The 14,822-nt window shown below is 47.5% G+C and carries 11 protein-coding genes; 2 read left to right on the top strand and 9 right to left on the bottom strand.

Features of this window, described 5'->3' with window-relative positions; all coding sequences use genetic code 11:
- Positions 1 to 42 precede the first annotated feature (42 nt).
- The 4 genes from BLQ13_RS07600 to BLQ13_RS07585 all read right to left on the bottom strand — a co-directional run bounded on the left by BLQ13_RS07600 (position 43) and on the right by BLQ13_RS07585 (position 5,855).
- Complete coding sequence (locus tag BLQ13_RS07600) at positions 43 to 1,119, bottom strand: galactose ABC transporter substrate-binding protein (RefSeq protein ID WP_090917738.1); 1,077 nt, start codon at positions 1,117 to 1,119, stop codon at positions 43 to 45.
- 113 nt (positions 1,120 to 1,232) lie between these two features.
- Positions 1,233 to 2,438 carry a substrate-binding domain-containing protein gene (locus BLQ13_RS07595; protein WP_090917736.1) on the bottom strand — a complete coding sequence of 402 codons (1,206 nt, stop codon included), beginning with the start codon at positions 2,436 to 2,438 and terminating at the stop codon, positions 1,233 to 1,235.
- On the bottom strand, positions 2,425 to 4,248 hold the full coding sequence (locus BLQ13_RS07590) for a cache domain-containing sensor histidine kinase (protein ID WP_420848916.1): 1,824 nt from the start codon (positions 4,246 to 4,248) through the stop codon (positions 2,425 to 2,427). Before BLQ13_RS07590 ends, BLQ13_RS07595 begins: the two co-directional genes overlap by 14 nt.
- Entirely contained in the window at positions 4,245 to 5,855 is a 1,611-nt protein-coding gene (locus BLQ13_RS07585) for a response regulator (RefSeq protein ID WP_090917734.1), read from the bottom strand. The genes BLQ13_RS07590 and BLQ13_RS07585 overlap by 4 nt, the downstream gene beginning before the upstream one ends.
- Before the next feature lie 369 nt (positions 5,856 to 6,224).
- Between BLQ13_RS07585 and BLQ13_RS07580 the strand changes: the two genes are divergently transcribed.
- The gene (locus tag BLQ13_RS07580; RefSeq protein ID WP_090917732.1) at positions 6,225 to 6,425 is read left to right on the top strand and encodes a cold-shock protein; all 201 of its coding nucleotides are present in this window, start codon (positions 6,225 to 6,227) and stop codon (positions 6,423 to 6,425) included.
- 482 nt (positions 6,426 to 6,907) lie between these two features.
- On the opposite strand, the gene BLQ13_RS07575 is transcribed toward BLQ13_RS07580, so the two are convergent.
- The 4 genes from BLQ13_RS07575 to BLQ13_RS07560 form a co-directional block, all read right to left on the bottom strand.
- Positions 6,908 to 7,627 (bottom strand): response regulator, encoded by a 720-nt coding sequence (locus tag BLQ13_RS07575; RefSeq protein ID WP_090917730.1) that lies wholly within the window; start codon positions 7,625 to 7,627, stop codon positions 6,908 to 6,910.
- Positions 7,624 to 8,868, bottom strand: a complete 1,245-nt coding sequence (locus BLQ13_RS07570) for a sensor histidine kinase (protein ID WP_090917728.1) — start codon at positions 8,866 to 8,868, stop codon at positions 7,624 to 7,626. Before BLQ13_RS07570 ends, BLQ13_RS07575 begins: the two co-directional genes overlap by 4 nt.
- A 92-nt stretch (positions 8,869 to 8,960) precedes the next feature.
- Positions 8,961 to 9,407, bottom strand: a complete 447-nt coding sequence (locus tag BLQ13_RS07565; protein WP_090917726.1) for a DUF1453 family protein — start codon at positions 9,405 to 9,407, stop codon at positions 8,961 to 8,963.
- 171 nt (positions 9,408 to 9,578) lie between these two features.
- Positions 9,579 to 11,267, bottom strand: coding sequence for a methyl-accepting chemotaxis protein (locus BLQ13_RS07560; RefSeq protein ID WP_090917723.1), 1,689 nt, complete (start codon positions 11,265 to 11,267; stop codon positions 9,579 to 9,581).
- 612 nt (positions 11,268 to 11,879) lie between these two features.
- Here BLQ13_RS07560 and BLQ13_RS07555 point away from each other — a divergent pair.
- Positions 11,880 to 13,649: a methyl-accepting chemotaxis protein gene (locus tag BLQ13_RS07555; protein WP_090917721.1), complete on the top strand. Its 1,770-nt coding sequence runs from the start codon at positions 11,880 to 11,882 to the stop codon at positions 13,647 to 13,649.
- Positions 13,650 to 14,083: 434 nt separating this feature from the next.
- On the opposite strand, the gene BLQ13_RS07550 is transcribed toward BLQ13_RS07555, so the two are convergent.
- Positions 14,084 to 14,656 (bottom strand): hypothetical protein, encoded by a 573-nt coding sequence (locus BLQ13_RS07550; RefSeq protein ID WP_090917719.1) that lies wholly within the window; start codon positions 14,654 to 14,656, stop codon positions 14,084 to 14,086.
- Between the last annotated feature and the right edge of the window lie 166 nt (positions 14,657 to 14,822).

The raw sequence follows: 14,822 nt of genomic DNA, 5'->3' as shown, positions 1-14,822 counted from the left end.
AAAGGACGTTGCCAAGATGACATACGTCCCTCTCTGCTGCTATTATTGGGCGTCGGCAATGTTGTCTTTCGTAATTTTTTTGTAAGCAATCCAGACATATTTCCCGTCTGTAATATCAAATTTGGTATTTTCTTTGGTTGGTGTCTCGCCTTTGGCAAGAACAGCCGCCAATGCAACCGTTGCGGCTCCCTGATTTTTAGCATCATTCAGCACGGTGCCCAGCATTGTACCATCCTGCAACGCCTGAATTGCTGGAGCTGTAGCATCCACGCCTACGACAGGCATCGTTTTGCCATCCTTGAAGTAACCTGCTGCTTTCAATGCTTCAATCGCACCAAGTGCCATGTCATCATTGTTTGCCAGTACCGCTTCGATTTTGTCGCCATGCGAAGCCAGGAATGCCTGCATTTTCTCTTGGCCTTTGACTCGATCCCACATCGCCGTATCTTCAGCCAGTGCTTCAACTTCAATGCCGGCATCCTGTATGGCTTGAACCGAATATTTGGTGCGTAGCTCGGCATCCTGATGACCCGGTTCACCTTTCAGCATGACATATTGCAGCTTGCCATCGCCGTTTTTGTCAGCTTCCGGATGTGCTTTCCAGTAATCCACGATCAACTGACCTGAGATTGTACCGGACTCTTCCGCTTTTGCCCCGACATAGTACACTTTATCCCACTTATTCATATCCTCCGCTACAGGCTCCCTGTTTAGGAATACTACCGGAATATTAGCCGCTTTCGCCTTGTCGATGATTACACCTGCTGCAGTCCGGTCTACTGGATTCACCGCCATCGCGTTGTATTTCTTGGATACAAACAGGTCGACCTTCTCATTCTGTGTCGGCTGCGCATTCTGACTGTCTACAATATCAAGGGTAGCTACGCCCTCCGCTGCCGCAGTCATTGCGTTTCTTACTCCTGTCATAAACGTATCGTCAAACTTATAGATGGCAACGCCAATTTTCGGGTTTTCCGTTTGCGTTCCGGCTTCCGTCTTCGTGCCACTGTCTGTTCCCGCGCTTCCGTTCCCACCAGCGCTGTCTCCCCCGTTGCTGCACCCTGCCGCCACAGCCATGCACACCGTAAGCAATAATGTCATCCACGTTTTCTTTTTCATTCTTCATGACCTCCCCAAGTTCATTCGGCTTTACCGATGTCTTTATTATGAAAGGGCTTACATTATTTTCGAATACAATATCTTCATCTGTTCTATCGAAATCCTCATCAGTTCTATTGCACAAACGGAAATAAGAGCTTTTGATTATCCATCCAGAACATATTGTCTGTGCTAACGACCTTGGTTTCCAGGATGACCCTTGTCTGAACATGCTCCCGCTTCAGTTTGGCAAGTGCCTGATTAAGCCCCAGGTAACCAGCACTGTAACCGTTCTGAACGATGAGTCGTTGGAACACACCTTCCTGCAGTTGCTCTAGCTGCTGCTGTTCGCTGCCAAACCCAACAATACTGAGCCGTCTTCCATCCTTACGGCGAAGCAGTTCATCTGCTGCCCCAAGCGAAGCGGGCTCTTGCAGAGCAATAATTCCGGTCAGCTCATGCTGATCCAGTAGTTGCTTGACTGTTTGCCAGCACGAATCCCTGTTGTTGCATACGGATTTGGGAATGAGGTTGATGCCCGGGTATTGATGCAACGCTTCCTCGATCCCTTGTTCCCTCAGAACCAGGCCTGCGCTTAGCGGGTCCGGGCCTACTAAAGCAATAAGGCCATGGCCTTCCAGTAATTCGGCCATGGCATACCCGGCTTGACGTCCTGCCTCAAGATTATCCATGGAGATGACACTGGTAATACCTTTGACGGGGAACTCATCGTTCAACACAATAACAGGTACGATACCTCCATCTGTTCTCACCGTCTCTGCCTCCCGAATGATTTCGCCAAGAACATCTTCACTTAACGGATCAACCAGCAGTGCGGTTGCCCCTTGTTTCAATGCGAGTTCAGCTGCCTGGACCTGGGCTTGTTCACGCTCACTGCGGGTAACGTCCCGATCCGCTGCCGCTGGTGTACCCAGAGGTGGCGGACTTATTGCATAGTCCGCATTAGATGAGGTGTGTGAAGCGGAATCCACGGGATACGCTTCAACGGTGATGAGCTGTGCGCCGCGCTCTTTGGCGGCTGCCTCAGCTCCCAGGCGGATCGCTTCGGCGAGCTCCCCCGTGCCCGCAGGCGTAATCAGCGCTATGCGCTGTGGCGACGCCGGTTGATCCGCCCCTGCCATGCCGCAGGCGGCACAGATGAACAGGCAGCAGGCTACTGCTGCCTGGCACAAGGCTTTGAATAGCCATAATCCCGGGCAACCGGGAAGAGTGGCCTGGCTTTTTTTTGCCAATACACGGCGTGTGGTTATGCTCTGGTTATTGATCTTGCTGCTGGTTTCACCAGTGGTTTTGCTACTGATTAGGCTATCGTCCATCATTCATCCCGTCCTCCTTCTGTTCCTCCTGAACAGGAATCCGAATCCATACCGTTGTGCCTTCCTCCAGCTCACTTGCAAATTCCAGGCCATATCCCTCGCCATAATAGTGCCGGATGCGATCATGCACATTGCGTACAGCGACACCGGAACCCGCTCCGCTCTTCACTACCGGACGGCCGCTGAGCAATCCTGCCATCTGTTCCTCCGACATGCCTACACCGTTATCCGTGATGCGGAACACCAGAATCTGCTTTTCGCGTTGCACATGCACCTCGATACTTCCCTCGTCCATGTGATACTCGATACCGTGTACAATGGCATTTTCAATGAGCGGCTGTAGTATCAGCTTCAGTGTCAGGCAGTCCAGCACCTGCTCATCCGCATGAATATTGAAAGTAAACTTGTGTTTGAAACGCATCTGCTGAATGGTCAGGTAGTGACGGGCATGCTCCAATTCCTCGCGGACGGTAATGATCGTTTTTCCTTGGCTAAGACTGATGCGAAATAATCGGGAGAGTGACGTAATCATCGTGATCACTTCGTCATTACGACTCATGCCAACCATCCGCACAACCGAATTCAGCGTGTTATACAGAAAATGGGGATTGATCTGGGCTTGCAGTGCCTCCAGCTCCAGACGGCGTTTTTGCTCCTGTTCATGAATGATCTCATCCATGAGGTTACGGATTTTGTTCACCATCAGGTTAAACCTGCGTGCCAGGCGCTCAACCTCAAGCGGTCCCGTTATGGGCAGCTCCACGTTGAAATCCCCGCGCTCTACCGCCTTCATCTTTCTCTCCATCATCCGGATTGGACGTGTCAGACTCGAAGAGAGAAACAGGGATACCACGATGACAAGCACCAGCACAACAACCAGCACACGAATCAGGTATCCGTTCACTTCCTGACGTGTTGTCATGATTTCATCCAGATACGCCACACCAACAATTTTCCAACCGATATTGGCCACCGATTTGACGGTATTCAGCCTTTTCTGCCCATCCGCCTCATCTTCGTAACTCCCCGTAGCCACGAGAGCCTGCTCAATATTTTCTTTTTTCAGTCCCATATACATGAGTTGTTGCTGTGGATGATACACAATATTACCAGCACTCTCATCAATAATATAGACGTAACCCCGTTGCCCTAGGCTGACCCGGCTGCTTAGTTCGTCCATTTGTTTAAAATTGATATCGACCAGCAGGATCACTTGCTTCTCCTGGCCCTGCTGTTTGATGGTGATGCCCTTGCTCATGGAAACGACCCATTGGTAAGGTCCAGCGTACATATTTTGAATATGAGGCAAGGAGAAACTTAGATGATTAGGTACACGTAGGGCCGATTGAAACCATCCTTGTTGAGTGACGTGAGCACTGCGCTTCAGTTCGGCAGCCGGCCTGTTCTTGAGCAACTGTCCGTCCGCGTCGAGCAGTGTAATGGAAATGATATCTTCCCGGCTGCTGAGCAATGTATCCAGCTGTTTGTCCACCTGTTCCCCTTCCCATGTACCGTCCCGTAGCATATGTTCCTCAATGGCACGATACAGATGGGACATGCTGCGCACGTAATCCTCCAGGTTATAACTGACCTGATCCACGATCTGTCTGGTCGACAATTCTGCACTGCGCTCCGCAGTCTGGGTGAATTTGTCATGTAGTAATATCGCCATAACGGTGAGTACCAGCACAATGAAGATGGAGAAAGACCACGTAATAATGGAACGAATGCTGCTGACCTTGGACGAACGAACAACCAAGCGGAGCTTCATCACAATAGACTTGATTCGTGCGGTTAACCTGCTCCAGTTCATTGAAGGGAACCTTCTGGGGTCGTAATGGCCTGTTTCCGATACTCTTTGGGCGAGACGCCAGTATGCTTTTTAAAACAAAAGCTGAAATAATTCGGCTCGGCAAAGCCCACCTTCTCGGCAATCTGAAACGACTTCAGCTCCGTGGAGCGAAGCAGTTCCCTGGCTTCATCCATTCGAATCTGCATCAGATATTGCAGGAAGGTAAGCTGTACTTCTTTTTTGAAAATGCTGCAAAAATAACCGGAGCTGATATGTAGATGTGCGCATACCTTCTGAATGGACAGATCCGGATCGGCATAATGTTTCTTCGTAAACGTAAGCGCCTGCTCCACAATATCTTTGTATACATGCTGGCGTCCGCTGGATATCCGCTGTTGTACAAGCAGACAGACTTCACTCACCTTATGCTGTGCCTCGGACAGACCCGGAAGTCGAAACAGATCCGTATACAGCTGGAACCCGGCACCGAATATATCCTCCATCTCTTCACCCGAAGCCTGTGCGGCCTTCCAAACGGTAGTTAATACTTCGATCAAATACAACTGAATATCACTGCGCCCGTGTTCCACCGTAATTTCCCGGAAAATGAACTGTAGCCCTTGCTCCAGCTCTGCCTGCGTTCCCGCCTTCAAACAGCGGGTCAATGTCTGTTGTTTCAATTCATCAAAACGTAGCTTGCCTGCGGCCTGCCGCTCCACGTCCCCAATGTAGATCAAGGAATCCGTCCCTGGCACAAGTCGGTAATCCAGTGCCAGCAAAGCATCCTCATAGGCATGTTTCACATCGGGCAAGGTGTCCACAAGCCTGCTCGATCCAATCGTTACAGGCACACGCAAATAGTGACGGATGCTTCGCACTACATTTTCCAGTGCATGCTGTTGGGGGTTTTCCGCCTTCCCTTCTATTCCGTTCAGCGGTTCCACGTAGAGCAATACAACCGTCTCTTGATGCATAAAGGCATAGCCTGCCTTGTGATCTGCCCACACCTCTGCCGCAATATTCAGCGCTGCAAACAGCTTCAATTCTGGATCTTCGGTCGGATGCAATGTAAGGATCGATACGCCATAACGTTTACCTCCCAGTTCCAGTCCGCACTGGCTTGCCCGACTTAATATATATGCTGATGATTTCTGGCGATGTAACAACGTTGCAATCAAATCCGCCTGTAATAAAGGCAAGCTGGTGCGATAGTGTTCTCGCAATTGTTGCACGTCCTCACGTTCCGCGATCTCCGCCTCCATCTGAGCACGCAATCTGGTGAGCAGTTCGGTAAGATGTCCAGCCGAGAAGGGCTTCAACAAATATTCATCCACACTAAGCGATACCGCCTGCCGAGCGTAATCAAATTCATCATATCCCGTTAAAATAACGACCTTCACTAGTGGATTTCGCTCTCTTAATCTTCGTGCCAGCTCCAATCCATCCATAAACGGCATGCTGATGTCAGTAATCACGATGTCGGGTTCTATCCTCTCTGCCATCTCCAGAGCCTCACGGCCATTCTCGGCCAGACCCACAATGCGTAGATCCAGTGCCTCCCAATCCACCTCGACAACCAACCCTTCACGAACATCTTCCTCATCATCCACGAGCAGAACCCGGTACATGATATGCTTCCTCCCTTTTTCTCTAACGAACGAATATGCACGGTCTTTAACCGATATCATAAAGCGCAAGGTTTCCAACATAATATACAATAAAATTCAATTCATGCAATCGCTTTCTTTTTGGTGAGAAAATATGATCTACTGATGAAGCATTTTATCCCGTCTGGCAAGGGATTTCGCTTCTATGGGCGCTCTTTTTTTTAGAAAATACATTCAAAAATTGACTTATATTGGTACGCGTGTTATGATGATATAGGTCGATACATTAGTGGACAGAACGTCTACGGTCTAACCACCGAATGAGCATTAATTATTGAATGCAGCTCATACCAATGGTCGTACAAAACTTATTATTTTTGGAGGAATCACATGCAAACAGGTACAGTAAAATGGTTCAACGCAGACAAAGGATTTGGCTTCATCGAAACTGAAGAAGGAACAGACGTATTCGTTCACTTCAGCGCCATTCAAGGTGATGGTTACAAAACGTTGGACGAAGGTCAACGTGTAGAGTTCGAAGTAACTCAAGGTAACCGTGGTCCACAAGCGGAGAACGTTACTAAACTGTAATTGATACGAGGGCTGCCTCCGGCAGCCCTTTATTTATGCCCACCGGCGCTTACTTAGTTGTTTGTTAACACCAATTCCTATATAAGTTTGGATTTTCTGTTTATACAATAACGGAGAGGACAGAAAGGTTATTCTGTCATCGGAGTATCCGTATAAACACCTTCCTTACACTTATATCCATCACAGAAAAGAGGTTTTTATTCCAACAGATCATTATAAAGCAAGTGAACACGTTGTATTTTCCACGGTTGACGACATCATTAACTTCTACTCGCCTCAGCAAACGAGCACTGAACGTACCGAAGCTCACTCACGTCCTGCGCGTGCGGCTGATCCATCCAAACACACGGATCACACGAATTATAAGGCCGAACGTTAACCACGAAAAGACAGCAACCTATCCGACAAAAGCAGAAGGCCCTGAACCGCTTGAACGGTACAGGGCCTATTTCTATTTTATTTGTAGTCCTACATCTGTATGCTTATTTTACATAACCGTTTCGAATTGCAAAAACCACTGCCTGCGTGCGATCCTCCACCTGAATCTTCTGCAAAATGCGATGTACATGCGTCTTTACGGTGCTTTCGCCAATGAACAACTTTCGGGCAATCTCTTCATTCCTTAGACCGTAAGCCATCTGTTGCAACACTTCAAGTTCACGTCCCGTGAAGGCATCTGCGAGCGATACGAGCTCTCTCGTTTCCTGTCTGAAGGTTGAATTCACGGCTTCTTTGGCTTTTTTTTCATCCTGGGCTGATGTTCCGGGCGACCGTACTGCTATTCCGATCACCTTCGCGGCAACTGCGGTTCTGTAGATCGCTTCACCGCGATAAGCCGCCCTGACCGCATCAATCAGTTCTTCCGGCGCGGCGTCCTTCAGCAGATAACCTACGGCCCCGGCACGTATTCCCTGATATACATAATCTTCTTGATCAAACGTCGTTAAGATGACGACCTTGCATTCGGGCTGCAAATCCAGTAAAGCCTGTGTGGCTTCCAGTCCGTCCCCGTCCTCCATCTGCACATCCATAAACACGACGTGGGGGTTTAACTCTGCCGCAAGCCTCACCGCCTCATGTCCGCTCCCTGCCTCACCAACCACTTCCATATCTTGCTGGGCATTAATAATAAAACGCAACCCATGCCTGACCAGATGCTGGTCATCCACTAGAAGCACACGAATCGTTGATTTCTCTGTCATAGCTCACCACCTCCTGAAGTCGATTTTATGCCACCATGCGGAATGCAGACAGTCAGCTTCATCCCGTGCGGATGGATCGCTTCGATGGTCATGGATCCTCCAACCCTCTCACACCTTGCTTTCATACTGGATAAACCAAAACCAGGTACAAGCGGTTGTTGCTGGATAAATACGCCGTTATCCTCTACCTGCATGAACAGATCCTCTTCCTGTTCCTTGATATGTACGCTTACTTGGGTAGCTTGTGCATGACGAATAATGTTCGATAACGCCTCCTGTAGAATCCGGTACAGTAGTTCGGACGTCTCCTGTGACCATGCTTCCTTTTGACCAGCATAGCGCAGTTCAATGGAACAACCGGTTAGCTTCTGTACTTCACTGACCAGACTGTTCAGCGCAACCAGTCCAAGCCCTGCTTCACTGCTCCCCATCTGATGAGCAACCGTCCGCACTTCCTGCAAGCTTTGCCGCACCACATCCAGCACGGTGCCAATGGCTTTATCCGCTTCAGTAGCGTCCACCTTCATCATATATGGAATAGCTTGAAGTTGCACAATAGCCGATGTCAGACGATTCCCGATACTATCGTGCAAATCCATCGATATTCGTCCCCGCTCTTCAATCACCGCATAGTGCATTAAACGCACGGTTGCCCGCTCCAGTTCTTCATGCGTATGCTGAAGCTCATCATGTGCCTGGCTCAATTCGTCATGTACAGCCTGTAATTCGGCATAATGACGCTCGCTCTCTCGCCTGCTCTCCCGCTTGATCCGTGCTCCCCAGCAGAAAATGTACGTAACAATATAAGCCATCGTATATAACCAAATCAGATGTAACTCCACTCCGGCAGCATACAATAATAGCCCGTTACCCACGAGAATGATTAACCCCAGCCACCAGGAACGGAATACGGGCAGATTCAACGCAGCATATCCGATGAGATAAAAGGTAAGCTCAAAAATACGATACTCTGCATGGAACAATGCCGCATAGAGAAGCGTAGCCGCCCAGGTTAAACCAATCATGATCGTACGAATCCGATCTTTTTTTAGCCAGTTCGGTGTCCAGACCAGTACAAAGTAAGGTAAACGGATAACGAGACCTGCACACAAACCGAGCCAGGTGAATGGTTCCATTGGGCTGACCAGATTATACAGTAGCAACAGACTGAGAATCATATCCCCTGTATGATCAGCTATAAATTTTCGTATGTTATTCAACGTGACCATTTGATTCTGCATAAGTTTCCCTTTCGCATCACCTTGAATCCAGCGAGCCTGATCAGATGACTCCTCGTAAGGATTCCAGTTTAATTTCGACTATACGTTGAAAACTATACCTTGGCAGCTTGCATGTGACGAACCCGATAATAAATGATAAACCGACGAGCAGCAATACTTCCGAGCGGTATAAATAGCAATGCACTGCTCAGAGCAACCACACTGTGATGTACATCCAGTGTACTGATGTAATGCTTAACCAGCATAATGATGATAAGTACAATAGCTGTGCCCATGGAACCTTTAGACATCACTTTGCCAGTCAACGCATCCACCCGCAACCGTTCCATCCAGGCACGCCACAAGCCTATACCGCAACCAATGACCAGAAACATAATATAAAAAAGCAACGTCAGCCCTGTAAGAGGTACTTGAGATATATTGAAAAAGATGGCAACCGCAACAATCACAGGTAGCATCCACATGCGATCAAGCTTAACCTCTTTTTCCCTCATCGATAACAATACAATAATCAAACCTGTAATCACCATATTCAACATCTAACATTCCTCACTTTCTTTCATATTACGTCTCTTCTTACCGCTCCATCTAGGAACAGTATAACCAGCCCAAAGTAAATAAAAGTCCACCCGCAGGTGGACTTGATGCAATTTCACTTCAATCTGTAGGTGGATCGTGTTGAAAGATTAAGGAGAAGCCTAGGCCACATGTTATATCTTAAAAGGTTTCAGGGATGCTTGCAGTTCTGCCGAAACATCAGACAGCATCGCTGCGGACTCCTTGATCTGCTCCACAGATTTGAGTTGCTCTTGTGCAGACCCGGCGGCATGTTGAGAATTGGTGCTGGCCGTCTGTGCATGACGTGCAATCTCGTTCACCGATGCCACAATCTGCTCTACACCTGCCGACATCTCTTCACTGGTCGCCGCCATATCTTCGATCTCTGTTGCAATGCGCAGGTTCGTATCCCGAATCTGGGTAAAGCTCTGTTCGGTTTCTTTTGTAAGTCGCAAACCCTCGCTTACTTCTTGCTTCACTTTGGCCATCGCTGCCAAGGAATGCAACATGTCCTGTTCCATCGCTCCGACAAGCGCTTCAATCTGGCTCGACGATTGTCCAGCCTGTTCAGCCAGCTTCCGCACTTCGGTAGATACCACGGCAAAACCTCTACCTTGCTCTCCCGCTCTTGCCGCCTCGATGGAAGCATTAAGCGCGAGCAGATTCGTCTGGCCTGCAATCTCATGAATAGCAGATACCATCTGACCGATCTGAGCAGACTTCTCCTCCAGCATACGAATCACTTCATCCGTCGCACTGACGGAAGCTTCAATGGCTGCCATCTGTTCCACCGTTAGCTGCACCGCTTGTCCTCCAGTGTCCGCTTGCTCCCGTGAGTACACTGCGGCATCTGCAATGCTGGAAGCTCTATCTGCTATACGCTGTACGCCGATAGCCACCTCTTCCATCGCTTGCAGATTCTCGTCCGTACTTACAGTCTGACTTACGGCCCCTCGCGCGACCTGTTCCACAGAGACAGCAATCTGTTCTGACACACTTGCGGTCTGCTCCGCAATCTGTAGCAGCAATCCCGTGGAATGACCTGCTTTATCCGCTGCGTCCAGACCGCCTTGAATAATGCCCTGCAAGCTACTTCTCATTTCATTGTAACCGGCACTTAGCATGCCAATCTCATCTCTAACATGATCGACCACTGGCTGTGTGAAGTCTCCCGTTCCTGCACGTTTAATGGCAAGAGATACCCGGTTAATTCTGGCTCTCACCCTGCGGACGTACCAAACGATCAACACAATGGCAATCAACATCGCAATACCAACCACGATCAGAAAGGTTTGAAGAAACGAAGAGATAATCACATCAATTAATGATTGGGAAGCACCCACATAGAAAATACCGATGATCTCTCCTGATGCGTTTTTAATGGGTTCATAAGCAGTTTGAGTCTTCTGTCCGACAACAACAGCTTCCCCGAAATACTTTTCACCCTTCTGCAAAACAGTCTGTGCCACCTGTTCGGACACCTTCGTACCTATGGCGCGTTTCCCGTCAACCATTACATTCGTAGCGATTCGTTCATCTCCGCGAAAAAGGGTCACGGTATCCCCTGACGCATTGCCGATTTCGTCCACCAGATCAAAATTTTCTTCCAGCAATGCATCGCCTTTGTACAACTGCCCATCTTTAATGGCCCAGTCTCCCGGGTATTTGTATGACAAAATGTGATTCGCCATCTCGAGGTCCCGTTTCGCCTTTTCGGTAGCGAAGGTCTTAATGCCATTTCGCATCTCCATCAGAACGCTGACCGCTACGGCCGAGGAGAACAAAATGAAAATACCGATCACGATCAAACTGATTTTAGTACCAATACTCATGCTACGCATGTGTGTGAGCCACCCTTTTCACGATTAAATTGTCTTGATCTCTGACAGATTGGGTTCTGCTTAGAGATTTCACATATAGACTTATCGGTGTGGGTATACACATTTTTTATAACCTGACTGTGACCTTTATCACATTTTTTTCTCAAATATTAACTAGTCGTTTACGTATTCTCCGTAATTGTGTCAAAAGATGCATGGGGCTGGGAGATTAGCAGTGATGATTCCATGCCACATGTCCTAAAAGTGCAGATAACTCTTTGTTTAGAAAATAACATTTTCGTAATTCAAATCAGGAGAGAACACTCATAACAATATGACACTTCTTACGTAAAATACGAAGATAATCCAAAAGTTCCAGTCCATAAGTCCTATTTTGTTTGAAAAATCTAACATTAATATGTCGAAATAACGATATAACTGAGGAGTAGAACTTACCTGGAGTTCATATACGTGAAGAACAAACACAATATAATTAGCAACTATAGTCTTCTTATCTGTAACGACATTGAAAATCTCATCGTAATTGGAGATGTCTATCCATCATGAAAGCAATGCAACACTAGCGTATACGACGTCCAGGTGAAGTCCTTTTTAATTTTACAGGAGGAGTGAATGACCTTGTTTAAAAAGCTTCGCTGGAGCACCATTCCATTTTTCGCCAAAAATCTGATCATTTCATTCGGGAGCATCGCTCTGATTGGAATTATTCTGATTACCGCAGCTTATCAGTTGCAAAAAAGTATATTAATCAAGCAATTGCAAGATCAAGCCGAGATTACGACCTTGAAATGGTCTCAGGATCTGGACACAAGTCAGGTTGAACAGGCCACATCCGAGAAGAGTTATTCCGATACATATCAGAGTAAGCTGAAGGAATATCTAGATTCCATCCACACCTTTAATCCCAATATCGCGCAAGCTTACATTTTCGGTTCACAGCTGGATCAAGAAAAGAGTGCTCCGATTTATGCGATTCCAACAAGTCTGGTTGAACCGTTTGAGAAAGATAAGTATCTGCCCGGTACAAACTATCCGTTATCTCCTCAGATTGAGCATGGTCTCGATGATATGAATGCAACCGGTGCACCTGCGTTTAGTGATTTTTATACCGATGATTTCGGAACATGGACAACACTGATGTATCCAATCAAAAAGGCAGACGGTTCCATCTACGCAGCGCTGTACTTTGATGTTGATGCAAGTGCCGTTCCTAATGGGCTGAATAAATTACTGTTGTACGGACTGATGTACCTGGTCGGTTTCCTGATTCTGTTCATGGTACTTCAATTTATTATGCTGAAAAAAACGATGCGCCCGATTCGTGACCTCATGAAAGGCATTGAGGAAGTAAGCACAGGTAACCTGGACGTCACGATTCGGACAGGACGAGATGATCTCGGAGTCATTAACGACAAGTTCAATGAGATGATTGAGCGTTTCAACACGACTCTGTTCAAAGTCAAAAATACATCTCGTCATCTCTCGAATTCGTCGAAAGAACTACTGGATATTTCAGCGAAAAACAACGATAATATTCAATCGATCAGCACCAACATCCGTGAAATCTCTACAGGTCTCGTCTCTCAGGACAAAGCAACTGTGGAAAGTGCACGCGCTATGACCGAGATGTCTACCGTAGTGCAGAACATTGCCGGAAGCTCGGCTGAAGTTGCCGATGAAGCGCTCAGCATGGAGCAACGCTCGAACAACGGACATGAAATTATGCAACAGGTTATCGACCAGATGGGCCTGATCTCAAGTGCGGTCCAGAACACTTATGCGTCGATTCAATCTCTGGAGAACCGTTCCAATGAGATCAGTAGCATTGTCGGAATCATTACGGATATCGCTGGACAGACCAACCTGCTCGCCCTGAATGCTTCCATCGAAGCGGCACGCGTTGGGGAGGAAGGCCGAGGCTTCGCAGTCGTGGCTGGAGAAGTACGTAAACTGGCTGAGCAGTCCCAAAAATCTGCAACCCAGATTCGTGTGTTGATCGATGAGATTCAGCGAGATATCGGACAATCGGCAGACGCAATGGAACGGGGTTCGGAAGAAGTACAAAAAGGCCTCAACGTTACACGGAAAACGGGAGTTTTCTTCGAAGATATCTTGACCGCTACCAACAAAGTAGCGAACCAGATTCAGGATATCTCCAGCTCCACCGAGGAAATCTCGGCAAGCACACAAGAAATGTCCGCGACAGCAGACGAACTGTCTGCAAGTGTCAGCAAAGCAGCAAGCAGCAGCAAACTCATCGAGAACTCCATCGCCGAACAGGAAACTTCCATGGCTGCCATCGTCAGCGCATCCGACGAATTAGCTGAAGTATCCGAGCAATTGCAAGAACTCATCTCGTTCTTTAAGGTAAAAGAAGCGTAAGCTGAGAAGTTTGGCTTGACAGGCATACCGCGGAGGAGAGAAGTACAGATTATGCGGTAGTTGTGAATTGTATTGCATAAGAACCCGCAGAAATTGTGAGGAATTGCAGGCATATCATCAAGTACTGATCATAGGCGGTATGCGTCATAGAAGTACCATCAACCAAGGCTTGAGTGTTTGTGCACTCATGCCTTGGTTTTTTAGCTTGCTCTGATTGACGTTAATTCTAACGATCTCAGGAGACGCTATTTGACTGATTTTTTGCTTCATAGAATTCTAACGATCACCAGAAACCTTATTTATTCCAAACACCTTGTTTTCCGACGTTTTCTGCTGTATTTCTTCCAAATAACGTCTGTGGTGATCGTTAGAATTGGAAAAGGTCATAAACTGACCGAATAAGCTCTCCTGTGATCGTTAGCGCTCGTCCGAGACTAATTCACCGCATCAGCTATGCGGCTCAGGCTGGCCCTAACTTCGTCCACGCTTCGATAAGCTCCCGCAATTTTAACCAGCTTCCATCTATTTTGCTGCTTCAAATAGTGTAACGTCACCGCGCTGGGCATCAGGCATACTCGCTCATCACCCATTTCGAACCATTCCAGCTGCATTCCCAAATTTGCCGCAAATTGTTGAATACGTTCTACTGTCTCCATTGCAGCTAATTTAGAAGTAACTAAAGTAGACTCTACTGAACCTGAATCTGACTCTACATCTATTTCTGTCGCTACTCCTACGCTGTTCCCTACTTCGGCCCAAACATTCACACTATCGAACAAGTACGTCCCGTCCATCTGGAATGTCATATTCACCGTGTATCCTTCGTAATCCAAGCTGATTACTTCCAGTTTCTCCTTTTCCACACTCCACACTTCATCCGCCTGCGCCTTGGCCAGTTCCAGTGTAATCTGAGCATCTGCTGGTAAACATTGCGATAACTTACCCTTTTGCACATACTCTTCCATAGAGATCGCGCCGATAAGTGACTTGGTTTGCTCGTTATTCATCGTTTGTTCGTCAGCCCCTTTCCGAGTCTGTTGGTCAAAAACATGAAAAAAGTGACTTTCGCAGAGTAGTAAGGCTCCCCGTTTTCATATCTATTAATATTGGACTATTGCGCCTCGTTGTTAAATTTAAAGAATAAAAATATGTATACATGGGTTGTATGTCGCA

The sequence above is a fragment of the Paenibacillus polysaccharolyticus genome (genome assembly GCF_900102085.1).
Taxonomy (GTDB): domain Bacteria; phylum Bacillota; class Bacilli; order Paenibacillales; family Paenibacillaceae; genus Paenibacillus; species Paenibacillus polysaccharolyticus.
The sequence above is the reverse complement of the archived record's forward strand: the minus strand, read 5'-3'. Positions and strand labels throughout refer to the sequence as shown.

Bases quoted from the DNA above. Each gene is read 5' to 3' on its own strand.
- BLQ13_RS07600 (WP_090917738.1), bottom strand. From the start codon at position 1,119: ATGAAAAAGAAAACGTGGATGACATTATTGCTTACGGTGTGCATGGCT.
- BLQ13_RS07595 (WP_090917736.1), bottom strand. From the start codon at position 2,438: ATGATGGACGATAGCCTAATCAGTAGCAAAACCACTGGTGAAACCAGC.
- BLQ13_RS07590 (WP_420848916.1), bottom strand. From the start codon at position 4,248: ATGAACTGGAGCAGGTTAACCGCACGAATCAAGTCTATTGTGATGAAG.
- BLQ13_RS07585 (WP_090917734.1), bottom strand. From the start codon at position 5,855: ATGTACCGGGTTCTGCTCGTGGATGATGAGGAAGATGTTCGTGAAGGG.
- BLQ13_RS07580 (WP_090917732.1), top strand. From the start codon at position 6,225: ATGCAAACAGGTACAGTAAAATGGTTCAACGCAGACAAAGGATTTGGC.
- BLQ13_RS07575 (WP_090917730.1), bottom strand. From the start codon at position 7,627: ATGACAGAGAAATCAACGATTCGTGTGCTTCTAGTGGATGACCAGCAT.
- BLQ13_RS07570 (WP_090917728.1), bottom strand. From the start codon at position 8,868: ATGCAGAATCAAATGGTCACGTTGAATAACATACGAAAATTTATAGCT.
- BLQ13_RS07565 (WP_090917726.1), bottom strand. From the start codon at position 9,407: ATGTTGAATATGGTGATTACAGGTTTGATTATTGTATTGTTATCGATG.
- BLQ13_RS07560 (WP_090917723.1), bottom strand. From the start codon at position 11,267: ATGCGTAGCATGAGTATTGGTACTAAAATCAGTTTGATCGTGATCGGT.
- BLQ13_RS07555 (WP_090917721.1), top strand. From the start codon at position 11,880: ATGACCTTGTTTAAAAAGCTTCGCTGGAGCACCATTCCATTTTTCGCC.
- BLQ13_RS07550 (WP_090917719.1), bottom strand. From the start codon at position 14,656: ATGAATAACGAGCAAACCAAGTCACTTATCGGCGCGATCTCTATGGAA.